The following is a 24,799-nucleotide window of genomic DNA, read 5'->3' as shown; positions in this document are numbered from 1 at the left end:
TCGGGGCTCAGCATTGGGGCCGGCCTCGCGCGCAGTCTGTCGGGGCGCCCGGTTCATCGAGGGTGTTCATCGGGGGTGTCCATGTTAACATCGCACCTCTCGCGCGCATTGCGCCGCGCAGCATGTCCCGGGCCTTCGGCCGGCGCCTCCCGCCAGTCCGACCTCAGCGGCCCTCAACCGTAACACCCGTCCACAAACGATGTCCGCAGGCCTGAATCCCGCTCAAAGTGAAGCGGTCCGTTATCTCGACGGTCCCTGTCTCGTGCTCGCCGGCGCCGGCAGCGGCAAGACGCGCGTGATCACGCAGAAAATCGCGCACCTGATCGAAGCGAAGGGCTTCGAGCCGCGCCACATCGCCGCCGTCACGTTCACGAACAAAGCCGCGGCGGAGATGCGCGAACGCGTCGGCAAGCTGCTCGAAGGCAAGACGTTGACCGCGCCAGGCAAGGAAGGCCGCAAGGTGCCCGTGAACCAGCTGACGGTGTGTACCTTCCACTCGCTCGGCGTGCAGATTCTGCGGCAGGAGGCGGAGCACGTCGGCCTGAAGCCGCAGTTCTCCATCATGGACTCCGACGACTGCTTCGGCATGATCCAGGAGCAGGTCGGCTCGACGGACAAGGGCTTCATCCGCAAGATCCAGTCGATCATCTCGCTGTGGAAGAACGGCCTGATCATGCCCGAGCAGGCGATCGCGACCGCGTCGACCGAGGACGAGCATCAGGCGGCGATCGTCTATCGCAATTACGTGGCGACGCTGCATGCGTATCAGGCGGTCGATTTCGACGATCTGATCCGCCTGACCGCCGAGCTGTTCGCGAGCAACGAACAGGTGCGCGACCGCTGGCAGAACAAGCTGCGCTATCTGCTGATCGACGAGTATCAGGACACCAACGCGTGCCAGTACGAACTGGTGAAGCTGCTGGCCGGCAAGCGCGCGGCGTTCACGGCGGTTGGCGACGACGATCAGGCGATTTACGGCTGGCGCGGCGCGACCCTCGAAAACCTCGGCCAGCTCGGCAAGGATTTCCCGCACCTGCATCTGATCAAGCTCGAACAGAATTACCGTTCGACGGTGCGCATCCTGACCGCCGCGAACAACGTGATCGCGAATAACCCGAAGCTGTTCGAGAAGAAGCTGTGGTCCGAGCACGGCATGGGCGACACGATCACGGTGACGGGCTGTAACGACGAGGAGCACGAGGCCGAGTCTGTCGTGTTTCGGCTGTCCGCGCACAAGTTCGAGCGGCGCGCGAATTTCCGCGACTACGCGATCCTCTATCGCGGCAACTTCCAGGCGCGCATCTTCGAGCAGGTGCTGCGCCGGGAACGGATTCCGTACGTGCTGTCGGGCGGCCAGTCGTTCTTCGATAAAGCTGAGATCAAGGACATCTGCGCGTACCTGCGCCTGATCGCCAACGCGAACGACGACCCCGCGTTCATCCGCGCGATCACGACGCCGCGGCGCGGCGTCGGTAATACGACACTGGAGGCGCTCGGCGCGTTCGCGGGTCAGGCGAAAGTGTCGCTGTTCGAGGCGGTCTACATGGGCGGCATCGAGGCGCGCCTGTCGCCGCGCCAGATCGAGCCGATGCGCGCGTTCTGCGACTTCATGCAGCGCCTGACCGACCGCGCGGAAAAGGACGCGGCGGGCACGCTGCTCGACGAGCTGATGGAGGCGATCCACTACGAAGCGTATTTGTACGACGCGTTCGACGAGCGCCAGGCGCAGGCGAAGTGGCAGAACGTGCTCGAGTTCATCGAGTGGTTGAAGCGCAAGGGCACGAAGAAGGAGCCGGAGCATGGCAGCGGCAGCGAGGCGACCGGCTACGACACCGCCGACGGTTTCGGCGACACCGGCAAGAATCTGCTTGGCCTGATCCAGACGGTCGCGCTGATGTCGATGCTCGAAGGCCGCGAGGAAGATCCCGATGCGGTGCGGTTGTCGACCGTGCATGCGTCGAAGGGGCTCGAGTATCCGCACGTGTTCCTGGTCGGTGTCGAGGAAGGCATCATGCCGCATCGCGGCGGCGCGGACGACGAGCCGATCGACGACGCGCGCATCGAGGAAGAGCGCCGCCTGATGTACGTCGCGATCACGCGCGCGCAGCGCAGCCTGCATCTGAACTGGTGCAAAAAGCGCAAGCGGGCGCGGGAGACGATCGTCTGCGAGCCGTCGCGTTTCATCAACGAAATGCTGCTCGACGATGCGCCGCCGCCGACACCGGAAGAGGCGCCAATGTCGCCGAAGGACCGGCTCGCGAGTCTGAAGGCGTTGTTGCAGAAGGCATGACCGGGCGAGGCTTTGAGTGCCCGGCAGGTGCGGTTGCTTGCCACTGTGCATAAAAAATCCCTGCATCGCGTTGGCGCATGCAGGGATGTTTCGTTCAGCGGCCGATGCCGCCCGCTTCACTTCGCCGCGCTGACCATATAGTCGACCGCGGCCTTCACGTCCGCATCCGATGCGTTCGAGCCGCCCTTCGGTGGCATCGCGCCCTTGCCGTGCAGCGCGTAGTTGTAGATCGTGTCCATCGGATCCTTCAGACGCGGCGCCCATGCTTGCTTGTCACCCAACTTCGGCGCGTTCAGCACGCCGGCCGCGTGACAAGCCTGACATACCGACTGATACAGCGCCTTGCCGGCCTGCGAGGCGTCCGCGCTTTGCGCCCCGCCTGCTGCCGGCGCGGGAGTCTGCGGCACGCTGGCCATCGCCGCCATGGCTGCGGCGGCCTGCTGTGCCGCGCTTGCGCCCGCATCCGATGCGCTTGCCGCGCCTGCTGCACCGGATGCCGCCGCAGCACCTGATGCCGCGGCCGCGCCCGCCGCCGGTTGTGCCGGCTCGGGGAAGCTCGCGCCCGAATTGTTCGCCATATAGACGATCGCGCGCGCGATCTCGAAGTCGCTGTAATCGTCGGGGCTCGTGCCGCCGCGCGGCGGCATGGCGCCCTTGCCGGACAACGCGGTGTGCCACAGTGTGTCGAAGCCCTGCGCGATGCGCGGCGCCCAGTCGGCGGTGTTGGTGAATTTCGGCGCGCCAGCCGCACCCGACGCATGACACGCCGAGCAGACCGCCTTGTAGACTTCCTCGCCGCTCTTATAGACGCGCGGCGCGTTGGCGTCGCGGATCTCGACCTGGGCGATCGGATGGATGCGAGAGGTAACTTCGGCTTCGGAGAGGGAGTCGGTGCCGGCGCCGGTGCGCGTCGAATTGTCGACGTAGACGGCGAGCAGAACGATGATGATGATCGGCACAGCAAACCCGGCAATGACCGCGGCGATGAGCTGTGCTGGGGTTTTGATCGGGGCTCCGTGTGGTGCTTCGCTCATGCTTGTCTCATCTCCGTGGGTATGTGAGCGGTACAGCGCGACGGCAACTTCTTGTTCTTTATCAGCCACGGACGATTATAGACTTAAGATTTCGGCCGCGGCGAGGGGGCCCGGAACGTGTTCAGCAGGCGTTTACCCGAAGCGGCACGGACGGTGTCAGGGCTTGGGGAAGATGCCGGAGCGGGCGCTGGAGGCCGTCCGGTGGACGGTTCGGCCGAAACCGGGTATCCTTGCGGTCTCTCGCGTTGGCGTTGCGTCCGTTCTGGTTGCCGCGCTTACGCGTAAATTCTCCGCAGTTCGTGGTGATGCGCCCGTAGCTCAATGGATAGAGTACTGCCCTCCGAAGGCAGGGGTTGCTGGTTCGATCCCAGCCGGGCGCGCCAAAAAGCGATGATCAAACTAGAGGTAAGTTCGGTGCGCCTCTAATCTCAACCTGGTACGGAAATTGTATGGACTCTCGCTCCCGGGAATTCCGTGCCGTTGCCATGACTGGCCGCCGGTGCAACCGGTTTCAAACTGCCGGCGATACGCATCGCTTCCCTTGCTTGTCCCAGCCGATGACTGATCCGACGCCTCGTCGCTACATTCGGGCTCGCATTCGAGTGCCGGACGGAATAGCGGCCCCGCAGCCATCGGCTTCTTTCAACGCTACCTCACTGCGTGAGTGGCGCTGGGCATTGTCAGCGGCATATTGCGTGGCCGGTGGTTTCCGGCGGCGTTTAAAACCATCGGTCGCATGGAAGTCGCGCACGTCAACATCCCCGTCGTCCTCCTCATCTGGGTGATGGTTATTCCGATGCTCATCAAAATCGACTTCGGCGCAATGGCGCAAGTGAAAGGACACGGGCGCGGCATCGGAGTGACGCTGTTCGTGAACTGGCTCGTAAAGCCATTCTCAATGGCGCTGCTCGGCTGGATTTTCGTGCGCCACGTGTTGCACCGTACCTGCCGGCGGCGCAACTCGACAGCTACGTTACCGGCCTGATTCTGCTGGCAGCCGCGCCGTGCACCGCGATGGTGTTCGTCTGGTCGCAGCTTTGCAAGGGCGACCCATATACTTCACGCTGTCCCAGGTCGCGCTGAACGATGTCATCATGATTGTGGCGTTCGCACCTATCGTCGCGCTTTTGCTGGGTCTGTCGGCCATCGCTGTTCCGTGGGACACGCTGATTATGTCGGTTGGTCTCTATGTCGTCATTCCGGTCATCATCGCGCAGTTGATGCGTCGAATCTTGCTTACCCGAGGTAAGACTCACTTTCAGCGGGTCGTATCGGCGCTCGGTCCGTATTCGAATTGCGCATTGCCTGGCACGCTGGTGCTGCTCTTTGCATTTCAGGGCCAGGCCATCGTCAAGGAGCCGCTGGTCATCGCAATGCTGGCGGTGCCCATCCTTATCCGGGTATTTTTAAATTCTGGCTTGGCATATGTGCTGAATCGCCGGCTCGGCGTCGCTCACTGTGTGGCTGGTCCATCGAGTCTGATTGGCGCGAGCAACTTCTTCGAGCTCGCTGTTGCAACGGCTATCAGCCTGTTCGGTTTCCAGTCCGGCGCTGCGCTGGCGACGGTTGTTGGTGTCCTCATCGAGGTACCCGTGATGCTGCTGGTCGTCGGCGTAGCCAACCGCTCGCAGCATTGGTATGAAGCGCGCGCAAACTGAGGGAGGACAACATGAGCGTCACGATCTACCACAACCCCGAGTGCGGCACGTCGCGCAATACGCTCGCGATGATTCGCAACGCCGGGATAGAGCCGGAAGTCATCGAGTATCTCGAACATCCCCCAACCCGCGAGCAGCTCAAGCGCATGATTTCGTCTGCCGCATTGACGGTCCGCGGAGCTATTCGCGAAAAGGGTATGCCCTACGCGGAACTCGGTCTGGCAGACGGGTCACTGACAGATGAGCAGTTGCTGGATGCGATGCTTGCGCATCCGATTCTCATCAACCGCCCGTTTGTGGTCACGCCGCTCGGCGTTCGGTTGTGCCGGCCATCGGAAGTGGTTCTCGAGATTCTGCCGAATCCGCAACGGGGCGAGTTCACGAAGGAAGACGGCGAACGGGTAGTCAACGCCGACGGCCGGGGTTTGCTGATGTCGTCGGATCTTCGTAACGTCACGCTGCCATTGCTGGACACGCCCGACACCCAGAAGCTGGAGGCGCGTGCAGTCTCAACTCATGCGCCTCGAATTCTGCTGCTCTATGGCTCACTGCGCCCGACTTCTTATAGCCGCCTGCTGACGCTGGAGGCTGAGCGAATTTTGCGGCACTTCGGTGCCGAGACGAAAGTCTTCGACCCGCATGACCTACCCATCGCGGATAGTGTCCCGGCAGACCATCCGAAGGTGGTCGAGCTCCGGAAGCTGTCGGAGTGGTCCGAGGGCCAGGTGTGGTGCAGTCCCGAGCGTCACGGGACGTTGACGGCAGTCTTCAAGAACCAGATTGACTGGCTGCCGCTTGAGATGGGTGGCGTCCGTCCGACCCAGGGCCGCACGCTTGCCGTGATGCAGGTATGCGGTGGCTCTCAATCATTCAACGCCGTCAATGCGCTACGCGTGCTTGGTCGATGGATGCGGATGGTGACCATCCCGAATCAGTCGTCGGTCGCGAAGGCATATCAGGAGTTTGACGCTGACGGGCGCATGAAGCCGTCGTCCTATTACGACCGTGTCGTAGACGTCATCGAGGAACTCTACAAGTTCACGCTGCTCGTGCGCGACCGGTCCGACTACCTGACGGACCGCTACAGCGAGCGCAAGGAAAAGGCGCCGGTAGTTGCGGCAGCGCACGCGCACGCGGCAATGACCCATGAGCACGATGCAGACGCCGCAGACAGCGACGACGGCGAAGTCGAATAAGCTGGCCGAACCCTCACGGCGACTGTTGTCGCGGCGCGTCTTCGTCAAGCGACTCGTGCAATCGCCGTATGAGCGGGAAGCGCCGGTGTGCCTCGGCGCACGACGGTTTGCGCCGGGTCGTTCAGTGCTTCCGGCGATTTAGCCGGCTATGCTCTAGACTTTCGAGGTGACTGCAAGCGTTTCGGTCGTCGAGGAATCCGCATGCAAAGCAAGGAACACTGGGACCATGTCTATCGGGCGAAGAGCCCGAGCGCGGTTAGCTGGTATCGGCCGCACCTTGACACCTCGCTGAGGCTGATTGGCGAAGTTGCATTTAACCTGGATGCAAGCATCATCGATGTGGGTGGCGGCGAATCGACACTGGTGGATGATTTACTCGCGCGCGGCTACCGGGATTTGACCGTTCTGGATGTGTCACCCGTTGCTCTTGAGGCAACCAGACGACGGTTGGGAGCGCTTGGCGAATACGTAACGTGGGTCGAATCCGATATCACGCTGGCGCATTTGCCGGAGGCTCGCTATGACGTTTGGCACGACCGCGCTGCCTTTCACTTCCTGACCCAAGCGTCGCAACGAGACGCATATGTCAGCTTGCTCACGACTTCACTGAAGCCCGGGGCATATGCGGTCATTGCGACGTTCGGCCCGGAAGGACCTGTCAGGTGCAGCGGGCTGGACGTGAGGAGATACGACGTGGCAAGCCTGTCCGATGAAATCGGCGCCGGATTCGAGTTGCTCTCGAGCACGCTCGAAGACCACGAGACGCCCACTCACGCCAGACAGCAGTTTCTTTACTGCTGCTTCCGTAAGCGGTGACGCAGCTACGCCGCGCAGCTACGCCGGTTTGCCTGCCGTAGCAACCCACGCGAGGAGCCGCTGCCCATACCGGCCGTTCAACCACAGGAACAGCGCGGTAACCCCGAAATTCCACACCAGTATCATCATGGTGGCGTCGAGCGGATGCAGGATCGACAACGCTATCGATGTTAGCGCCGCGACCGCAAGGGTTCCAGTCATGGTGACCGGAGTTGGCGACAGGCGGCCTATGTAGCGCAGCATGACGAGCATCGCCAGACATAGCGGCACGCTGACCAGCACCAACGTTGCGAAGCATCGGGCAGTTTCTCCCAAGGACATACCGTCCGGCCCAATGGAAACCCAATTGGTCAGGCAGCCATAGCCAATGGTCGCCATCCAGATGAGCGAGGCGGGTATTGGCAATAGAAGCCAGCGACGCGACATACCCGGCACGCTGGCGATAAAAGCCGCCACCGCTGCGAGCGCGCCGGTCGTCATGGCTGCGGCTACGCCTGTGACAAAGAGAGACTCCTGGAGTTTGAGCGCCAGGTCCGCACGCACCCCATGCGCGATACCGACCACGAGCATCACGAGGCCCGCGAACAACAGCCAGCATGCAGCTCTCGCCGCGGGATGACGCAGGCGCCGGACCGGCGTTGCATCCGCGACCAGCACGTCAATCAGGTCGGAGGTCCGGGTCATGATTTGCCACCTCCAGGCAGGAATAGTGCACGCAGCCGTTTCATCGCCCGGTGAGTTGCGACTTTCAACGCAGCGACCGACGTTCCGCTCGCAGCCGCAGCCTCCTGAAGAGACATTTCCTCGAGCTTGAGCATTCGCATGGCGTCGCGCTGTCCGACTGGCAGTTGGTCGATGGCTTCCCTGACCAGGCGGGCATCTGCCGCCTCTTCCTGTAGGTTCGTTTCGGTCGCGGGAAAGGTTTCCGGGTCCATTTCCACCAGGGTTTCATGTGACCCGATGCGTCCGCGCCGACGCAGTCCATCGACGATGCGCCGGTTGGCAATGGCCACCAGCCAAGGTCCGAACGGGCGGGCCGGGTCGTAGGTATGGCGGACCGAGTGCACGGTGAGCAGCACGTCTTGAACCGCGTCCTCTCTATCTTCATCGCTGCGGAAGTGGCGCGCCGCGAGCGCGCGAAGATAGGGGGCGATGTCCTGGAGCAGCCGGCGATAGGCCTCCCTGTCACCCGCCTGTGCTCTCGCCATCGCGCTGGACCAGTCCAGCGTGCCGTCGGCTCGGCTGGCAAGCGGCTCCGTCTGTTGGCCAGATGCAGTCGTCTCCGGGCCGTTTCCCCCGGAACCTGAAACTGGATTGGTGGTGTGCGGACGCTGGAGCATCCGAAATTATTGCTGCGCGGACGGCCGTTTGTCACGTAGAAAAAGTTTGCCTGGGACGTAACCTTTTGCGCTGAGCGGCCGAACTTTCCAACACGGCCCGCGTGCGAGGCCGCAACCCGCAGGAGGATGCGCGATGAACAAACATGTTATGGCCGCTTCGACCCTGTCGTCGGCAATCGGCCTGGCGCTTGCGCTACAGGCGCTGCCGGCTCAGGCTCAGGAAATGAAGGACATGAGCAAGATGCCCCAGGTCGTCAAAGACAACATGGCTCGCATGGAGCAGAACAAACTGGAGAAGTGTTTTGGCATCAACGCGGTGTCAAAGAACGACTGCGCGGAGGGGGCTCACTCGTGCGCCGGCCAGGCCACCCAGGCACGCGACCCCAAATCATTCGTTCTGCTCCCCGCTGGAGATTGCAGCAAAATCCAGGGCGGCAAGCTGAAGCCCGCATGAGCCACGGAGCAATCGATGTCCGCCGCTCCTGCTGCATCGCAATGTGCGTCCGGCCTGATTCCGGCGCGGGCCGGGATTGGGCTGCGTTTCCAACACCATCTGGAGGTTGTCGAAAGACAGCCACCGATCGCGTGGTTTGAGGTGCACATCGAGAACTATATGGGCGGAGGAAGCACGCCGGGCTATCTGGATGCGATACGCTGCGATTACCCAGTCTCTCTTCACGGGGTCGGGCTCTCTCTGGGCAGCGCCGAAGGATTGGACGCTGTGCATCTGGAGAGCGTGCGCGGCGTAGTCGAGCGTGTCGAGCCAGGTCTGATTTCGGAACACCTGTCCTGGAGTGTCAGCGGTGGCATCTACCTTGCCGATCTGTTGCCGTTGCCGATGACCGAAGAGGCGCTCGCTGTTGTGTGCCGTCATGTCGACCAGGTCCAAACCTGTCTGCAGTCGCGCATTTCAATAGAAAACCCATCAACCTATCTGCGGTTCCGCCACTCGACCATTCCGGAATGGGAGTTCCTGGCCGAGGTCGCGGGTCGCACAGGATGCGGCATCCTGTGCGACGTCAACAATATCTATGTCAGCGCCAGCAATCACGGGTGGAATGCATGGACCTATCTGGATGCTCTGCCTCGGTCGGCCGTCACCGAGATTCATCTGGCCGGTCACAGTGTGCGGCCGCTCGACCAAGGGCAGGTCATTCGTATCGACGACCACGGCTCGCGCGTCGCTCCGCCGGTATGGAGCCTGTTTCAACAGGCACTCCAGCGCTTCGGCGCCGTTCCCACCCTCATCGAGTGGGACACGGATGTGCCGGCGCTCGAAGTCCTGATGGAGGAGGCGGCGATTGCGCAGGCATATTTGGAGGGGCAACGGAATGACGACGTGCGCGCCGACGCTGCTTGATTTACAACGCGCGGTCCGCAATGATCTGCTCGGTCTTGCTGACGGCGTCGCAGCTCAATACGTAGTGGCCGAAGGGGTGTCCCCGCAGGCACGGCTCGCCATTTATCGAAATACGGTGAACAGTGCGCTGCTCAAAGCGTTGCAGCTTTCCTATCCGGCCATACAGGCCCTGGTAGGAAAGGAATTCTTCGAAGGTGCGGCTCGATTGTTTATCGAGCAATGCCCACCGTTGCATGCGCAGCTCGACAGCTACGGCGCGGCGTTCCCGGATTTCCTCGCACGGATGCCAGAGGCTGCGTCGCTCGACTATCTGCCGGACACTGCGCGACTTGAATGGGCCGTGAATGAGGTGCTGCATGCGCCAGACGCAAAGCCGCTCGACTTGCGACGCCTTCAGCGACTGAACGAAGACGGGTTGCAGTCGGTACGTTTCGTATCAAGCTTTGCTGCCCGCCTGCTTAAATCAGATTTTCCGGTAGATGCAATCTGGCGCGCGGTATTGACCCACGATGACAGCACATTGACGAATATCAGACTGGACGCCGCCCCGGTCTGGCTTCATGTTTACCGGAGCGCGGCCGGTGTGCAGGTCAGGCAGATAGCCGAGTGGCAATGGCGGTTTACAACGGCATTGGTTGCTGGGCACGCATTGCATGAGGCGCTTGCCGAAGCGCCGGACAGCGATGCGCACGTGTGGCTCGCATCGCTCCTGGCATCGGGTTGCTTTGTCGATGTCTGCGCAGCAGATCCGGCATGCGGACCTACAACTGGGAGCCCGCTCGCATGACACGAAAATCTCAATCCGCCCTTCGCGGGCCGACGCTGAACGACCGCATACTACGTGTCATTGGATGGCTGGAGCGCGTGCCGTACGCGGTGCTTGCGCTCCCATTGCGATTCGCAGTGGCAACGGTCTTCTGGAACTCGGCGACGACCAAACTTGCCGACTGGAATGCAGCGCTCGAACTGTTCAAGGAAGACTATCGATTGCCGTTGCTGGCACCGGAGGTCGCCGCCTACGTCGCGGTGTCAATCGAACTGACCACGCCGGTTCTACTGGTTTTGGGCCTGGCCACGCGCCCCGTCGCATTTGTGTTGCTCGGCATGACGACAGTCATCGAGGTGTTTGTGTATCCGCTTGCATGGCCCACGCACATCCAGTGGGCTGCCATGCTGCTGGTTCTGTTGTGCCGGGGCGCGGGCAACTGGTCCGTGGACCATCTGTTATATAGACGCTTTAGTACCGTCTCCAGCAATGGGTCAAGTCGTCCGGCAGACTGAGCCCGGGTCTTTTTTCATTGGGTGACGCTTCTGGTTCGACGGTTATAACGGGAAGAAACAGATAGTCCGTCCAGTTCAAGAGAGACGAAGTGATGAAGACAGTCATACGTGAATCGACCATCACCTGTCCGATGTGCGGGTACGCCAAACGAGAAATGATGCCCATCGATGCCTGCGTTTGGTTTTATGAGTGCGAGCGCTGCAAAACGGTTCTCAAGCCGAAGGCCGGGGATTGCTGCGTTTACTGCTCATATGGCACGACGGCGTGCCCCGCGGTGCAACAGGCGAGTCCGTGTCGCGCCCACTGATTTGCAGACGAAACGCGCAATGGTCTTTCCTGTCAAATGAATAACCTGTGTGCACGCCGGTATTCGGAGAATGAGCATGTGGAAAACAATAGCGCGCATTTTTCTTGTTGCAACGCTTGCCTTTGCTGCAGTCGGGGCGCTCGGCGGCGAACAGCCGTTCAACCAGGCGCAGTTTGACCAGTTGAACGCCGCCGGCAAGCCGGTCGTTGTCTACTTCCATGCGACCTGGTGCCCGACCTGCAAGGTTCAGCAACCGATTGTCGACCGCCTTGCAGCGCAACCGGACATGAAGCAGGTGACGATCTTCGTGGCCGACTACGACAAGGAAGCCGCCCTGAAGCACGCCATGAAGGTCACGCAGCAGTCGACCTTCGTCGTGTTCAAAGGTGGCCACGAAGTTGGCCGGTCGACCGGGCAAACGCGCGAGCGGGATATCAGGGATACGTTCGCAAAGGCCTTGTGATGGACTTCGGACTGGGGACATTCGGTCTGAGCTTCGCGGCGGGCGCGCTGTCGACGTTGTCCCCCTGTGTGCTGCCGCTAGTGCCGGTTCTCGTCGCGTCGGCGTTGTCGGCGCACCGGATGGCAGTCTTCGCACTTGCGCTCGGATTGGGTGCTTCCTTTTCAGTCATCGGCATTTTTCTGGCGACGCTGGGCGCATCGCTCGGTTTCGAAGATAGCGTCTTTCGCAATGTTGCCGCGCTGTTGATGATTCTGTTTGGACTGGTGATGCTCTCTGCCGGCTTGCAGGCCGCGTTCAGTCGTGCGACCGCGCGCTTCGGCAGCGCGGGCCAAAGGTGGCTGAGCAAGGTAAGAGGCGACACCCTGCCCGGTCAGTTCGCTATTGGACTGCTCATAGGGATCGTCTGGACACCGTGCGTTGGTCCGACATTGGGAGCGGCCACGACGCTCGCGTCCCAGGGACGAAACCTTGGCGATGTCGCGTTGTTGATGATGGTGTTTGGTGTGGGCGCCGGCCTTCCGCTGGTCATCCTGGGTGCGCTTTCGCGAGCGTCGGTGACAAGGTGGCGCGGTGGACTTGGTTCTGCGGCGAAGCTCGGGAAGGCAATCTTCGGAGCATTCTTCGTCGCATTCGGCGTGCTTGCCCTAACCGGCCTGGACAAGGCACTCGAAGCTGCAATTCTCTCTGCAAGTCCACCGTGGCTGATTGCCTTCACGACAGCTTTGTGACCGGCAACGACGGGAAGCGCGTCGGCTCAGTGACTGTGCCGGTGGTGTATGTCTGAAAAAATGCGGATGGCGGTGCGTAACAGGCTCGTGCCGATGATGGTCCCGAGCAGCCAGGGGATTTCCGTCACGTGAATACGGCTTTCGTTTTGTCGTGTATTCATCGCAGTTCAAGTTTCCTGTGCGCATCGGTCAGCCGCATATGCAACCACATCTGACCTATCGTAGCAACGACGCCGATTTACCTTCGGACGTGGCCAGAACAGCGGATGCGTAGCGCACTACAACTGCTTACAAATGTCGCAGTGGCCCGGTGCACCGCTCTGTCGGTTGCGGCGTTCTTCCTGATACACATCAACGGAGAGCGACATGAGCACCAACCTGACGTCCAGTTCACCGCAGCGCGGCCGCATTCACCCTTTGGTTGCAGGCGCAGCCGTGGCCGTCATCCTGGCCAGCGCCACGGGTATCGCGGCGATGACGGGAATTCTTCCGACGTCCCGGGCTGTCACGGCGCCTCCGACGCAAGCTCTACCGGTTGCGGCACCAATCGCCAGCGCTCCGGTTGCTTCGCCGCAACCGAACGCGGAGCAACGCGTGACCCGGGAGGAAGCACCAGCCCAGCCGCGCGTCCATCATCGCCATGGTGTACCCGTTGAGCAGGCCCAAAGATATGCTAACAACGATGCATATCAATCCCCGGCAATTGCCGCGCAGCGGCCAGTCGCCGTTGACCCGAATGACGGCGAAGTAGTCGCCGTCAACGCGGTTCAGCAACCCGAGCCGACAACGGGGCTCGGGGCCGTCGGCGGCGCAGTGGCTGGCGGGCTGTTGGGAAATCAGGTCGGCGGAGGACGCGGTCGCGTTCTGGCAACGATTGCCGGCGCCGTCGGCGGTGGCTTTGCGGGCAATGGCATTGAGCATGCCGTGCGCAAGGAGACCAGCTACCAGGTGCAGGTCAGGATGCAGGATGGTAGCTACCGGAACTTCAACTATTCGACGCAACCGCCGGTCCAGATCGGTGAGCGCGTTCATGTGTCGGGGGACTCACTGAGCGCGTCGTAACCAGCCTCCAGAACCGGCGGGACCTTCACGGTTACTGCCGGTTACAGAATTGACAATCCGGCTGTACCTGCTGCAACTTGCGCCCCCTACAATCTGCATCGTTCGTCGTAGTCTGGCATCCGTCAGAACCGGCAGGACAGGAGAACTCCATGAAGCGCGCTACCCTTTTTCTCGCAGTGGGAATGGCCGCCGCCTGTGCTTCCAGCGCGGCTTTCGCTCACGCGGACATCGGCGTTTTTCTGGGCGTTCCTGGTCCCGTGTATGTTGCGCCACCTCCAGTCGTGTACGAGGCGCCGCCCCCAATGGTCTACGCGCCGGCCCCGGCCTATGGCTACGGATACCGCTATGAAGGCGACTACGGCGACGAGCGCCGATGGCATGACCACGGCCGGCACCGTGGATGGGAGCATCATCGTCACGAAGACGACGATTGATTCGTCATTGCTGGCTCGTAGAGTAGCCGCCAGGTCATGTCCTGCTGTCGCGTGTCATTGGCCGGATCACCAGCGCGAACAGCGTGGCGATACAGAATCCCGCTCCGGCATAAAACGTCGTACTCGCTCCGAAGCGGTCCCAGAGTTGACCGGCCACGACACTGGCGACAAGCATCGCCAGTCCGCTCACCAGGTTGAAGAAACCGAATGCAGTGCCTTTCAGCCCGGTCGGTGCTGATTGCGCGACCATGGTCGCCAGCAGACCTTGCGTCAATCCCATATGCAGCCCCCACAGGGCTACTCCGAATATCACGACCGGCCATGAGTTGCCATGAGCCAGCACGATGTCGGATGCGACGAGCACCAGAATGCCGGCGGCCAACAGCCTGGTGTGACTCATCGAGTCAGCCAGTTTTCCGAACGGGTACGCCGACAGCGCGTACACGATGTTCATCGCCACCATGACGAGAGGCACGAGGGCTATCGGCACACCGCCCTGCATTGCGCGCAACACGAGGAAGGCTTCACTGAAGCGTGCGAGCGTGAAGAATGCACCGACACCGACAACCCACCAGTAAGGCACACTGAGTTTCTTCAGGCTTTCGAGCTTAATCGGGTTGACGCGCTTTGCTCCCGGCTGCCGCGCGGGTTCCGTGATACCGAAAGCGAGTAACGCTACGGCAATAAGTCCCGGCACCACCGCGACCCAGAATACCCAACGGAAGTTGTCCGCCCACAGCAGCATCAGGGCGACCGCGAGCAAGGGCCCAAGAAAGGCGCCGATTGTGTCGAGTGATTGCCGCAGGCCATAGGCCGCGCCGCGCAGATGCGCTGGGGTGATGTCAGCCACGAGTGCGTCGCGCGGTGCACCCCGAATGCCTTTTCCTATTCTGTCGGCCACCCGTGCCGTCAATACGATGCCCGCCGTGGGCGCCAGCGCAAACAGTGGCTTGCTTAACGCTCCCATCCCATATCCGATGACCGCGAGCCACTTCCGGTTACCGAGGTAGTCGCTCAGTGCTCCCGAAAACACCTTGACGATGGGTGAAGCCGCCTCTGCCACGCCTTCAATCAGGCCGACCATCGTGGCGCTTGCACCGAGACTTGTCACGAGGAACATCGGCAGCAGGCTGTGGATGACTTCGGACGAGATGTCCATGAACATGCTCACGAAGCCGAGCATCCAGATGCCACGGGGAATTTGGCTGAGCGCACTGGCACGCTGGGTTGAATCCGTCTGCACGTGTCCTCGGTTCAGTAGTGGTCTGCGTCAATCCGGGTATTGTCACATCGACGGGCAACGGTGCGATCAATCTCGATGCCTGCCTGCGGGGCCCTCCGGCGTCGACATCATTTAAGACGTATTCCGGCGTTGCCGCTCGCGCCGGTACACATAGAGCGCCGGCAGCAGGTTCGTACTGAGCAAACCGCTCCAGACCAGCCCGCCCAGTGTAACGATGGCGAGCCCTTGTTCCGGGGCAGCGCCTTTGCCAGCGGCATGTGCAATATAAGCAGTCCCGGCACCCGAACTTCACTTCCTATCCCACCGGCATGCGAAGCGTTTCGAGCGCTTTCTTCGAGGCGGAGATGACCTGCCCGAGCGGCCCGGTCGGTGTGGCCAGTATCTCTCGGCCACGTCCCGCAAGGCGGCCCAGCCATTGGCCAAGATGGGGATCTGTTTCAGCTGCTCAATGGACAGTTGCGTGGGGTCCGCCAGTTGAACGAAGACGTCCAGGTGGCGGTTGCCCTCCGGAACCGTTGCAATCGTCTGCCCTGCGAGCAGGATGTGTGACACGGGACCCGGCATACCAGCTAACGAACTTGAGCGCGTGCTGGAATCGTTCTATCGGTTGAACCACTCATCAGCGTCAGGAAGCGGATTGGGTCTCTCTATCGTGTCCGAAATTGCGCGACGAACTGGTGGGCGCCTCGTGCTCGAGAACATGGACGGCGGATTTCGCGCCCGATATTTTCAACCGTTCAACTTGACGGCGAGAGAAAGCGCTTGAGCTCAACCCTCTTCCATGTTCGTCAGAACCCGGTCCGTCAGCGCGGCATATACGTCGCCGTTATAAAACGGATGCCGCGTGCTCAGCCGAGCGACGATCGCCCCGTCGTCCCCTGCCGCAACGCCTTCAAACGTCCTCTCGAACGCTGCTCGCGACTTCGCTTCGGCCTCGCGCAGCGCGGCCGTATCCGGCGAGGCGGCCGTGCTCAGCGCAACGTCGAATCGGGGACCATATACGAACGAAAAAATATCGAGCGAACGCGCGCCGTGATAAGCGCTGGTCACGACAATTACACGCTTCCAGCCGCGCGGTCGCGCGAGCCGCAATTTGGTAAAGACCGCATCGCCGACCGTGTCGCGTGCCGAGGTTTCGGCGACGACCGTGTCGTCATCGAGGCCATGAGCGTCGATCGCGTGACGGCGCATGGCGTCGGCGATAGCGATGTCGGAATCAGCGCGATACGCCCAGCCGCTGGTCACGATGAGCGGGACTCGCCCCGCTTGCAAGAGCGCGACGGCACGAGCGAGGCGCGCGCGCGTTTCGTCGTTGAGTCGTCCTTGCGCGTCCATCAAATTGGCAAGTACGATGGCGGCGTCGTAGTCGCCTTCGTTGGCATCGAGCATGAGAGATGAGAATCCTGTTTCTGACAAATAATGCGATCAGCGAGCCTTTAATCACGTGGCTCAGCCAGCGCGAAGACATGACGGTCGTCGATCACAAGCTGACGCCAGACGATGTCGTGAGGCATGGGCCGGACCTGATCGTTAGCTACTCGTACCGCCATATTCTAAAGCGGGCCGTGCTCGATACGTTGCCCGGCCGCTTCGTCAACCTGCATATTTCGTTGTTGCCGTTCAATCGTGGCGCTGATCCGAATGCGTGGTCGTACCTCGACGGGACCCCGCCAGGCGTGACGATTCACGAGATCGACGAAGGAATCGATACGGGCGCCATTCTCTTGCAGCAGCACGTTGCGATAGATGAAGCCAGCGAGACGCTGGCGAGTTCCTACCGGCGGCTTCACGAGGCGATTCAAACGCTATTCAGGAACCACTGGGAAGATCTGCGCACCCGAAGCATCATCAGCCAGCCGCAGCGAGAGGCGGGGACGTTCCATGCGTCGGCCGATTTCGCCCGTTTCAGGGAGCAGCTTCTAGGTACGGAGGGATGGGATGTTCCGCTGCTCACGCTGCGCGAACGCCATCGGCGGCTCATCGCGTCTTCGTGACGTGTTTCCCCTGTCTTGTAGTCGCCCGTTTCCGGCCAACCTGTGGGCGCCGTCTGACGGGGCTGCCAGTTTGCCGATTAGAAGGGTAAAACGCCTCCAAATCCAGCCTAAGACAGCCCTCCCTCTCGAATAGCATACGTCACTGGATGGCAAGCTTCGCGCTCGCTGTATCTGTCACCCGCATGGCGCGCATCGATTGACCGATCCGCTGCCGTAGATCGGCGGGTGCCGGGTGCGAGCGCATCGGCGGCATGTGACGGGTTTGAAGGATCGGGGAATGTTCGACAACAAATCGCTACTTATCACGGGCGGAACGGGTTCGTTCGGCCAGATGTTCGTCAAGACGCTGCTGGCAAAGTGGCGACCTGCGCGCGTGGTTGTATTCTCGCGCGACGAGCTCAAACAATACGAAATGCAGCAGAAATACACTGCTGGCTGCATGCGTTACTTCATTGGCGATGTGCGCGATGGTGAGCGTCTCAGGCAGGCGATGCGGGGCATCGACTATGTCGTGCATGCCGCCGCGCTCAAGCAGGTTCCCGCCGCTGAATACAACCCGACGGAGTGCATTCGAACGAACGTCGACGGCGCCGAGAACGTCATTAATGCGGCAATCGAGAACGGCGTCGAAAAAGTGGTCGCGCTGTCGACGGACAAGGCGGCGAGCCCGATCAATCTTTACGGGGCCACGAAGCTGTTGTCGGACAAGCTGTTCGTTGCGGCCAACAACCTCGTCGGCAAGCAACGGACGCGCTTTGCCGTCGTACGTTACGGAAACGTGGTGGGCTCGCGCGGCTCGGTCGTGCCGTACTTTCGCAAGCTCATTGCCGAAGGTGAGGGGAGTCTGCCGATCACCGACGAGCGGATGACGCGTTTCTGGATCACGCTCGACCACGGCGTCGACTTCGTCATGAAGGCGTTCGAGCGCATGCATGGCGGCGAGCTGTTCGTGCCGAAGATTCCGTCGGTCCGGATTGTCGACCTTGCCCGGGCAATGGCGCCGGAGTTGCCGCAGCACATAATCGGTATCCGGCCGGGCGAGAAGCTGCACGAAATGATGATCACGCGCGACGACAGCATGAACGCGATCACGTTCGACGATCACTACGTGATCACGCCGTCGATCAAGTTCGTCGTGCAGGACGACTACATGAAGAACGGCCTTGGCGAGCGTGGCGTGCCGGCCGAAGAAGGGTTCACGTACACGTCGGACAACAACCGCCATTTCCTGAGCGTCTCAGAGTTGAGAGCACTCGACAAACGAGACGTATGAGCGCAACGATCCCGTACGGGCGTCAGTCGATCGACGAGTCCGACATTGCCGCCGTCGTTCGCGTACTGAACTCGGACTGGCTGACGCAAGGGCCCGCCGTCCCCGCCTTCGAAATCGCGCTCGCCGCGCGTGCACAGGCAGCCCACGCAGTGGCCGTCTGCAACGCCACGTCGGCCCTGCACATTGCCTGTCTCGCTGCAGGACTAGGCCCGGGCGATACGCTGTGGACGACGCCCAACACGTTTGTGGCTTCGGCGAATTGCGCGCGCTATTGCAGTGCCGATGTCGACTTCGTCGACATTGATCCCAATACCTTCTGTCTCGATGCGGCCGCGCTCGAACGAAAGCTCGTCCAAGCTCGGGACGCCAACACGCTGCCTAAGGTCGTCATTCCTGTCGCGTTCGCGGGCCGCAGCGCCGACATGCGCGCAATCTGGCGTCTCGCGGACCGCTTTGGATTCGTCGTGATCGAAGACGCCTCGCATGCCGTTGGCGCGACGTACGCGGGTCGGCCGGTTGGCTGCGGTGACTACGCGCACATGACCGTCTTCAGCTTTCATCCGGTGAAGATCGTCACGACCGGCGAAGGCGGGGCCGTGCTCACGAACGACCCCCAATACTATGAGCGTCTGTTGAGTCTGCGCAGTCACGGCATCACGCGCGATGCGTCCAGAATGGAAAGCGATAGCGAAGGGCCGTGGTTCTACGAGATGCAGGAGCTCGGCTTCAACTACCGGATGACCGACTTGCAGGCCGCGCTCGGACTTTCGCAACTCGAGCGGCTCGACACATTCCTCGCGCGCCGCCGGGCGCTGGCGGCACGTTACGCGACGTTGCTCGAGGGCCTGCCCCTAACCCTCCCTCGATACGATGCACTCAATGATTCGGCGTGGCATCTGTACGTCGTGCGTCTAAAGCCCGGCGTGACCCGCCTCACGCATCGCGAGACGTTCGAAGCCTTGCGGCAAGCCGGAATCGGCGTCAATTTGCACTACATTCCGGTGCACCTGCAGCCGTACTACCGGCGCCTGGGCTTTGCGCCTGGCCGGTATCCGGAGGCTGAACAGTACTACCGGGAAGCGATAAGCCTGCCCATGTACGCAGGCCTTTCCGACGAAGATCAGGACATCGTCGCCAGGGCATTGAAAGCGGTGGTTGCATGAGCGTCGTCGCCATCATTCCGGCGCGCGGCGGCAGCAAGCGCATTCCGCGCAAGAACATCCGCCTGTTCCACGGTCTGCCGATCCTTGCCTACTCGATCCGCGCGGCCCGCATGAGCGGCCTGTTCGATCGCATCGTCGTCTCGACCGACGACGAAGAAATCGCGCGTGTTGCTCGTGAGTACAGTGCCGAGACGCCGTTCATGCGGCCGCAGGCACTGTCCGACGATCACACGGGCACCATGGAAGTCGTCCAGCATGCAATCGACGAACTGATGCGGCTAGGCGACGCGCCGACGCTCGCCTGCTGCATCTACGCGACGGCGCCCTTCCTGCAACCGGCCTTTCTGCGTGAAGGCCTGCAATCGCTCGAATCGCACACCGACAGGTCGTACGCGTTCTCGGTGACAACATTCGGCTTTCCCGTCCAGCGCGCGTTGCATGTCACCGCCGATGGCGGGCTAGACGCGATCTACCCCGAATACCGCCTCGTGCGGTCCCAGGATCTCCACGAGGCGTGGCACGACGCCGGGCAGTTCTATTGGGGGCGTGTCGGCGCTTGGTTGCGCGGCGATACGCTGTTTTCCCCCGCCGCGTTGCCGGTCGCGCTACCCCGGCATCTGGTCCAGGACATCGACACCCCCGAGGATTGGCAGCGCGCCGAATGGATGTACGCGGCGCTAACGGCCGCAGGCGAGCTGACGCCATGACCGCCCTGATCGGCCACCCGGTTCGGCCGGCGTATCACTGGTAAGGAGACGCGCAATGAGCGCATTCAAGATTGCGAATCGGCAGATCGGCCTGAACTGCCCGCCTTTCGTGATTGCCGAGATGTCGGGCAATCACAACCAGTCGCTCGAGCGGGCGCTGGAGATCGTCGAGGCGGCGGCCGCGAGCGGCGCGCACGCGCTTAAGCTCCAGACTTACACGCCGGATACGATGACGCTCGATCTCGACGCCGGCGAGTTTCGCATCGACGACCCGAAGAGCCTCTGGACGGGCACCTCGCTCTACCGCCTCTACGAGGAAGCGCATACGCCCTGGGACTGGCATCGGCCGATTTTCGAGCGGGCGCGCGAACTTGGCATGCTCGCGTTCTCAACGCCGTTCGACGAAACAGCGGTCGATTTCCTCGAGACGCTCGACGTGCCCGCCTACAAGATCGCGAGCTTCGAAAACACGGACCTGCCGTTGATTCGCCGGGTCGCCGCGACCGGCAAGCCGCTCATCATCTCGACGGGCATGGCGACGGTGGCCGAAATCGACGAGGCCGTGCGCACGGCGCGCATGGCCGGCTGCGGGCAGCTCGTGTTGCTCAAGTGCACGAGCTCCTACCCGGCGTCGCCCGAGAGCAGCAACGTGCGTACGATCACGCACCTGCGCGAACTGTTCGGCTGCGAAGTGGGCCTGTCGGATCACACGATGGGAACCGGTGCCGCCATGGCCGCCGTCGCGCTGGGTGCGAGCGTGATCGAGAAGCACTTCACGCTGCGCCGTGCCGATGGTGGCGTCGATTCGGCGTTCTCGCTCGAACCGGAGGAAATGAAGGCACTCGTTGTCGAGTCTGAGCGTGCGTGGCTGGCGCTCGGCCACGTTGCGTACGGACCGACGCAGCAGGAACTCGCGTCGTCGATATTCAGGCGCTCTCTTTACATCGTGCGCGACATCGCTGCTGGCGAAGCGCTGACGGTTGAAAACGTCCGCGCGATCCGGCCAGGCATGGGTCTTTCGCCGAAATACCTCGACGTCATTCTTGGGACGAGAGTCAGACAACCGCTCAAGCGCGGCACCCCCCTTTCCTGGGACATTCTGAAATGAACAATCGGCTGGCAACGCCCACTACCGAACCCGAACTGTCGGATCTCATTCGCTGGAAAACCGGGGCCTGGCAGGACCCCGGCATGGTCAACTGGTACTCGGGCCGCATGGTTCAGAGTGAATCGACCAACTCCCTGAAGAACGCCGTCGAGGTCGGCACGATCAAGCGCTTCGTGCGCGGGCCGGAGATCGTCGATATCGGCGTCGGCACGGGCCGGGCGGCACTGCCGCTGGTCGCGGACGGCTACCGCCTGACGGGGATCGACAGCTCGCAGGCGATGCTCGACGAGACGCGCCGGCTGGCGGCCGGGGCGCCCATCACGCTGAAGGTGGGCGACGTCGCGTCGCTGCCGTGCGGCGACAACGAATTCGACTGTGCAGTGGCGCTCAACGTGCTCGTTCACTTTCCCAACTGGCGCGAATCGCTTCTCGAATGGAAGCGTGTCGTGCGTCCGGAAGGACGGCTGATCTTCGACATCCATTCGCGCGATCACACGACTGCCGCCTACGGCGCCGATCATGCGAAGTGGCCCGAGCCGCTGAAGCTCACCGAAAACAACGGTGACTTTGCGTACTACATGTCGCGTGCGAGCGTCGACGAGCTCGTCGACTTCGCAAACAGTGCGGGATTGCGTCTTGTCGCCGCAGTGCCGTACGGCGCGTTTCTGGGCGGCGGCAACATCAACTGGCTCTCGTATGCCGAACTCGATGCGACGCAGCGCTTCAAGCGCGCGCTGTCGTGGTTCGCGCGGGACAAGAAGTTGTTCGACCTGGGCCTCTTCCTCGAAGAATCGCTGATCGCGCACCTGACGCCGCGCGTGACGGGCCGCATGTTCGTCGTGTTCGACAACTGCCCCGATCCCGAGGCGAACGCGCGGTTCGCCGCCGACGTCGCCGCGCGCGACGCTGCGCTCGACAAGCGTGACTTCGCGGCGCTGCTGCCCTGGTTGCCACTTACGCCGAACGAGTATGCGACTGGGCTTGAACGGCTACTGCAGCCGCTGCGCAGCCGGCATTTCTTCTTCCTGCTGTTCAAGACGCTGACGGCGCGCCAACCCGACTTCAACTTTGGTGGCGTGATCCCCCCGGACGCGTTCGAGCAATTTCTGGCGTGGATCGAACAGGAGCGCATCGATCAGCGCGCGAGCGAGATCGCGCGCGGCTGGGCGGCCGACGCGCCGTTCCGCTTCAAGGACGGCGTCGACGTCACGGTCGGCGTTGAATACAACCTGGTCAAGGCGTTGCTGGAAAAGCATTTCGGTATGTTCACTGGAGGTCGGCAATGAAGCAAAAGGCCGTCATTAGCCTGTTGTGGGGCACGCAGTTCGACGCGCTGCGTCGATTCCTGGAGATGCACGAACCGATGGTCGTGCTGCTCTCGGCCGACCTGACCGAACCGCTGATGCGCACCGGGATCGAAGCTACGGGTAGCACGGTCGTCTATCTCGAGGATATGTTCGATCCGTCGGGCGATGCGAGATTCGCGGTCGAGACCGCACTGATGCAGGCGCAGTTCGTCCAGTATCTGAATACCCGTCCCAACGAAGCGCGCGAACCCGTTGGCGCGTTGGCTCAGACGTCGACGGTCATCGCCGGGACGCTCGCTGCTGACCTGCACGAGACGGCCGCGTTGCTGACGCGCCTGAACGAGGCCGCGAACCGTTTTGACATCACCTTGTTCGTCACGAGCGAGGACGCGACCGGGGACGGCAAGGTCGCAACGACGTGGGCCAAATCACGCGATATCCCCACGCTGCACGTGGCGCACGGCCTCGCCCTCGCGGACCCTTACACGGTGCACAACGATATCGTCGCAGACAAGCTTGCCGTGTTCGGCCGGCGAGGTATGGAAGGCTACCTCGATCTGGGCTACCCGGAAGATCGCTTCGTGATCACGGGCAACCCGGGCTGGGACAGCTACGCCCAGTTCCGCAGCAGGAAGGCTGACTGCCGTCGCGCTCTCGACGAGAAATACGGCTTCAAACCGGGCCTGCCGCTGCTTGTGTTTGGCACGACATGGTCGGCCAACTTCAGTGCGCACTGCAACGAGGACATCTACGCCGATTCGTTGATGGTGTTCGTCGCGAGCTGCGAGGCATTGCGCGCGAGCGGGCTTCAGTTCAATGGAGTCATCAAGGACAGGCCGGCGAACCGCACTGACGGTGAGCGTCGTTGCGCGCAAGTTCTCAGCGAACTGGGTGTGGCCGCAGGCGATTACTTCTACTGTGCCGACGATACGCAGATATTCGCCGCGGGTGCGGATCTGCTTGTTGCCGTCGATTCGAACTATCTGATCGAAGGCATGCTTGCGCGCACGCCGGTCATCAACCTGCTGAACGCAACGGGCATCGTAATGGGCCCGTCGTTCGAAGCAGAGTCGGGCATTCTGGAGGTCGAGGCTGCGGATCTGGCCGGCATCATGCACCGGATGTTGACCGACCAGACGGCCCGGCGTGAGGTGATCGAGATCATGGGGAACCGTGCCGCTCACTACAACGCTGCCGAGGATGGTTCGGCCGCGGCGCGGGTTGCCGAACTCATGGCGACGATGGCGGTAAGCTTGCCGCGGCGAGTGAAGCGGTATGTCTGGCAGCAATATCTGGATGCCGAGTCCGCACCGTTGAACGGGACCTACCACGCGAACGGCCGGAGCGATCTCGCCCAGATGTTCACGAACACGCCTTCGTTGATCCTGGACATTGGCTGCGCGGCCGGCAACAACGCCGCGCTCGTGAAGGACCGGTTTCCCGGCAGTCGCGCATGGGGTATCGAGATGAACCGCTACGCCGCGGAACTCGCCCGCAAGAAGCTCGATAACGTGCTGGTTGGCCGCTTCGAGGATTTCGACCTGGAGCATGAGGGTCTAGCGCCCGGCACGCTGGACGCGGTCCTGCTCGCGGACGTGCTCGAGCACATGTACAACCCGTGGGGTGTGATGGTCAAACTGCGTGAGTACATGTCGCCGGGCGGGCAGCTTGTTCTCAGCATCCCCAACACTCGCCATCTCGGCTTGATGGACGGCCTCAGCAAGGGTAACTGGACCTACGCGGAGGCCGGCCTGCTCGACGTGACGCACATTCGGTTTTTCACGCGCAAGGAGATGATCAAGTTCTGTGAAGAGACCGGTTATCGCGTGATTCAGACGCGCAATTCGCTCGACGGCGGACTCCTGAAGTTCTGGCAGCAGCACCAGAACATGACGGCACCCATCAACATCGAGCTCGACCGGATGACGCTCAAGGACGTGACTCGCGACGAACTGCTCGAGCTGTGCACGATCCAGTTCTATCTTCTGCTCGAAAAAGCCTGAGCGCGAAACCCCGTCGACGGTGCGACGCCGT

General features: G+C 62.0%; 25 protein-coding genes, 1 tRNA gene and 2 pseudogenes. 23 read left to right on the top strand and 5 right to left on the bottom strand.

Features of this window, described 5'->3' with window-relative positions:
* Positions 1 to 199: 199 nt before the first annotated feature.
* On the top strand, positions 200 to 2,290 hold the full coding sequence (locus OKW43_RS13065) for a UvrD-helicase domain-containing protein (RefSeq protein WP_187632480.1): 2,091 nt from the start codon (positions 200 to 202) through the stop codon (positions 2,288 to 2,290).
* Between the two features lie 116 nt (positions 2,291 to 2,406).
* Here OKW43_RS13065 and OKW43_RS13060 read toward each other — a convergent pair whose 3' ends face one another.
* Entirely contained in the window at positions 2,407 to 3,324 is a 918-nt protein-coding gene (locus OKW43_RS13060; RefSeq protein ID WP_187632481.1) for a c-type cytochrome, read from the bottom strand.
* A gap of 307 nt (positions 3,325 to 3,631) precedes the next feature.
* On the opposite strand from OKW43_RS13060, the gene OKW43_RS13055 reads away from it, so the two are divergent.
* From OKW43_RS13055 to OKW43_RS13035, 5 genes and pseudogenes are all read left to right on the top strand, one after another.
* A tRNA-Arg gene (locus OKW43_RS13055) sits at positions 3,632 to 3,707 on the top strand.
* Positions 3,708 to 3,955: 248 nt separating this feature from the next.
* Positions 3,956 to 4,982, top strand: a pseudogene (gene arsB, locus OKW43_RS13050) (ACR3 family arsenite efflux transporter).
* 11 nt (positions 4,983 to 4,993) lie between these two features.
* Positions 4,994 to 5,326, top strand: a pseudogene (gene arsC / locus OKW43_RS13045) (arsenate reductase (glutaredoxin)); the annotation flags it as partial.
* A gap of 87 nt (positions 5,327 to 5,413) precedes the next feature.
* Positions 5,414 to 6,178, top strand: coding sequence for an arsenical resistance protein ArsH (arsH, locus tag OKW43_RS13040; RefSeq protein WP_246529917.1), 765 nt, complete (start codon positions 5,414 to 5,416; stop codon positions 6,176 to 6,178).
* A gap of 201 nt (positions 6,179 to 6,379) precedes the next feature.
* A complete protein-coding gene (locus OKW43_RS13035) occupies positions 6,380 to 6,994 on the top strand; it encodes a class I SAM-dependent methyltransferase (RefSeq protein WP_187632506.1) in 615 nt (204 codons plus the stop codon).
* An 18-nt stretch (positions 6,995 to 7,012) separates the two neighbouring features.
* Here OKW43_RS13035 and OKW43_RS13030 read toward each other — a convergent pair whose 3' ends face one another.
* Both OKW43_RS13030 and OKW43_RS13025 read right to left on the bottom strand, forming a co-directional pair.
* A complete protein-coding gene (locus tag OKW43_RS13030; RefSeq protein WP_187632507.1) occupies positions 7,013 to 7,678 on the bottom strand; it encodes an NrsF family protein in 666 nt (221 codons plus the stop codon).
* On the bottom strand, positions 7,675 to 8,334 hold the full coding sequence (locus tag OKW43_RS13025) for a sigma-70 family RNA polymerase sigma factor (protein WP_246529908.1): 660 nt from the start codon (positions 8,332 to 8,334) through the stop codon (positions 7,675 to 7,677). The genes OKW43_RS13030 and OKW43_RS13025 overlap by 4 nt, the downstream gene beginning before the upstream one ends.
* A 133-nt stretch (positions 8,335 to 8,467) precedes the next feature.
* On the opposite strand from OKW43_RS13025, the gene OKW43_RS13020 reads away from it, so the two are divergent.
* The 9 genes from OKW43_RS13020 to OKW43_RS12980 all read left to right on the top strand — a co-directional run bounded on the left by OKW43_RS13020 (position 8,468) and on the right by OKW43_RS12980 (position 13,970).
* Positions 8,468 to 8,788: a BufA1 family periplasmic bufferin-type metallophore gene (locus OKW43_RS13020; RefSeq protein WP_187632508.1), complete on the top strand. Its 321-nt coding sequence runs from the start codon at positions 8,468 to 8,470 to the stop codon at positions 8,786 to 8,788.
* 15 nt (positions 8,789 to 8,803) lie between these two features.
* A complete protein-coding gene (bufB, locus tag OKW43_RS13015; protein ID WP_429447726.1) occupies positions 8,804 to 9,694 on the top strand; it encodes an MNIO family bufferin maturase in 891 nt (296 codons plus the stop codon).
* Entirely contained in the window at positions 9,666 to 10,481 is an 816-nt protein-coding gene (locus OKW43_RS13010) for an HvfC/BufC family peptide modification chaperone (protein WP_429447724.1), read from the top strand. The genes bufB and OKW43_RS13010 overlap by 29 nt, the downstream gene beginning before the upstream one ends.
* Positions 10,478 to 10,975, top strand: coding sequence for a DoxX family protein (locus OKW43_RS13005; RefSeq protein WP_429451658.1), 498 nt, complete (start codon positions 10,478 to 10,480; stop codon positions 10,973 to 10,975). Before OKW43_RS13010 ends, OKW43_RS13005 begins: the two co-directional genes overlap by 4 nt.
* Before the next feature lie 92 nt (positions 10,976 to 11,067).
* Positions 11,068 to 11,283, top strand: coding sequence for a GDCCVxC domain-containing (seleno)protein (locus OKW43_RS13000; protein WP_246529918.1), 216 nt, complete (start codon positions 11,068 to 11,070; stop codon positions 11,281 to 11,283).
* Positions 11,284 to 11,332: 49 nt separating this feature from the next.
* On the top strand, positions 11,333 to 11,746 hold the full coding sequence (locus OKW43_RS12995; protein ID WP_429447722.1) for a thioredoxin family protein: 414 nt from the start codon (positions 11,333 to 11,335) through the stop codon (positions 11,744 to 11,746).
* Positions 11,746 to 12,474 carry a cytochrome c biogenesis CcdA family protein gene (locus OKW43_RS12990; RefSeq protein WP_429447720.1) on the top strand — a complete coding sequence of 243 codons (729 nt, stop codon included), beginning with the start codon at positions 11,746 to 11,748 and terminating at the stop codon, positions 12,472 to 12,474. Before OKW43_RS12995 ends, OKW43_RS12990 begins: the two co-directional genes overlap by 1 nt.
* Before the next feature lie 366 nt (positions 12,475 to 12,840).
* Positions 12,841 to 13,536 carry a glycine zipper 2TM domain-containing protein gene (locus OKW43_RS12985; RefSeq protein ID WP_187632513.1) on the top strand — a complete coding sequence of 232 codons (696 nt, stop codon included), beginning with the start codon at positions 12,841 to 12,843 and terminating at the stop codon, positions 13,534 to 13,536.
* A gap of 149 nt (positions 13,537 to 13,685) precedes the next feature.
* On the top strand, positions 13,686 to 13,970 hold the full coding sequence (locus OKW43_RS12980; RefSeq protein ID WP_187632514.1) for a hypothetical protein: 285 nt from the start codon (positions 13,686 to 13,688) through the stop codon (positions 13,968 to 13,970).
* 34 nt (positions 13,971 to 14,004) lie between these two features.
* Here the strand turns inward: OKW43_RS12980 and OKW43_RS12975 are convergent, their stop codons facing one another.
* Positions 14,005 to 15,213: an MFS transporter gene (locus OKW43_RS12975; protein ID WP_429447717.1), complete on the bottom strand. Its 1,209-nt coding sequence runs from the start codon at positions 15,211 to 15,213 to the stop codon at positions 14,005 to 14,007.
* 541 nt (positions 15,214 to 15,754) lie between these two features.
* On the opposite strand from OKW43_RS12975, the gene OKW43_RS12970 reads away from it, so the two are divergent.
* Positions 15,755 to 15,979 (top strand): ATP-binding protein, encoded by a 225-nt coding sequence (locus tag OKW43_RS12970; protein WP_429447715.1) that lies wholly within the window; start codon positions 15,755 to 15,757, stop codon positions 15,977 to 15,979.
* A 2-nt stretch (positions 15,980 to 15,981) separates the two neighbouring features.
* Here OKW43_RS12970 and OKW43_RS12965 read toward each other — a convergent pair whose 3' ends face one another.
* The gene (locus tag OKW43_RS12965) at positions 15,982 to 16,602 is read right to left on the bottom strand and encodes a YdcF family protein (protein ID WP_429447713.1); all 621 of its coding nucleotides are present in this window, start codon (positions 16,600 to 16,602) and stop codon (positions 15,982 to 15,984) included.
* Between the two features lie 5 nt (positions 16,603 to 16,607).
* Between OKW43_RS12965 and OKW43_RS12960 the strand changes: the two genes are divergently transcribed.
* The 7 genes from OKW43_RS12960 (at position 16,608) to OKW43_RS12930 (ending at position 24,768) form a co-directional block, all read left to right on the top strand.
* Entirely contained in the window at positions 16,608 to 17,207 is a 600-nt protein-coding gene (locus OKW43_RS12960) for a formyltransferase family protein (RefSeq protein ID WP_429447711.1), read from the top strand.
* A 277-nt stretch (positions 17,208 to 17,484) separates the two neighbouring features.
* A complete protein-coding gene (pseB, locus tag OKW43_RS12955; protein WP_187632517.1) occupies positions 17,485 to 18,480 on the top strand; it encodes a UDP-N-acetylglucosamine 4,6-dehydratase (inverting) in 996 nt (331 codons plus the stop codon).
* The gene (gene pseC, locus OKW43_RS12950; protein ID WP_429447708.1) at positions 18,477 to 19,643 is read left to right on the top strand and encodes a UDP-4-amino-4,6-dideoxy-N-acetyl-beta-L-altrosamine transaminase; all 1,167 of its coding nucleotides are present in this window, start codon (positions 18,477 to 18,479) and stop codon (positions 19,641 to 19,643) included. The genes pseB and pseC overlap by 4 nt, the downstream gene beginning before the upstream one ends.
* Positions 19,640 to 20,350, top strand: a complete 711-nt coding sequence (gene pseF / locus OKW43_RS12945; RefSeq protein WP_187632519.1) for a pseudaminic acid cytidylyltransferase — start codon at positions 19,640 to 19,642, stop codon at positions 20,348 to 20,350. The genes pseC and pseF overlap by 4 nt, the downstream gene beginning before the upstream one ends.
* A gap of 55 nt (positions 20,351 to 20,405) precedes the next feature.
* Complete coding sequence (pseI, locus tag OKW43_RS12940; protein WP_429447706.1) at positions 20,406 to 21,458, top strand: pseudaminic acid synthase; 1,053 nt, start codon at positions 20,406 to 20,408, stop codon at positions 21,456 to 21,458.
* Positions 21,455 to 22,744 carry a class I SAM-dependent methyltransferase gene (locus OKW43_RS12935; protein ID WP_429447704.1) on the top strand — a complete coding sequence of 430 codons (1,290 nt, stop codon included), beginning with the start codon at positions 21,455 to 21,457 and terminating at the stop codon, positions 22,742 to 22,744. The genes pseI and OKW43_RS12935 overlap by 4 nt, the downstream gene beginning before the upstream one ends.
* Positions 22,741 to 24,768 carry a class I SAM-dependent methyltransferase gene (locus OKW43_RS12930; protein ID WP_429447702.1) on the top strand — a complete coding sequence of 676 codons (2,028 nt, stop codon included), beginning with the start codon at positions 22,741 to 22,743 and terminating at the stop codon, positions 24,766 to 24,768. Before OKW43_RS12935 ends, OKW43_RS12930 begins: the two co-directional genes overlap by 4 nt.
* Positions 24,769 to 24,799: the final 31 nt, after the last annotated feature.

This window comes from Paraburkholderia sp. WC7.3g (assembly GCF_050436345.1).
GTDB classification, from domain to species: Bacteria; Pseudomonadota; Gammaproteobacteria; order Burkholderiales; family Burkholderiaceae; genus Paraburkholderia; species Paraburkholderia podalyriae.
Note: the sequence above shows the minus strand (reverse complement) of the source record. Positions and strands in the feature narration are given on the sequence as shown.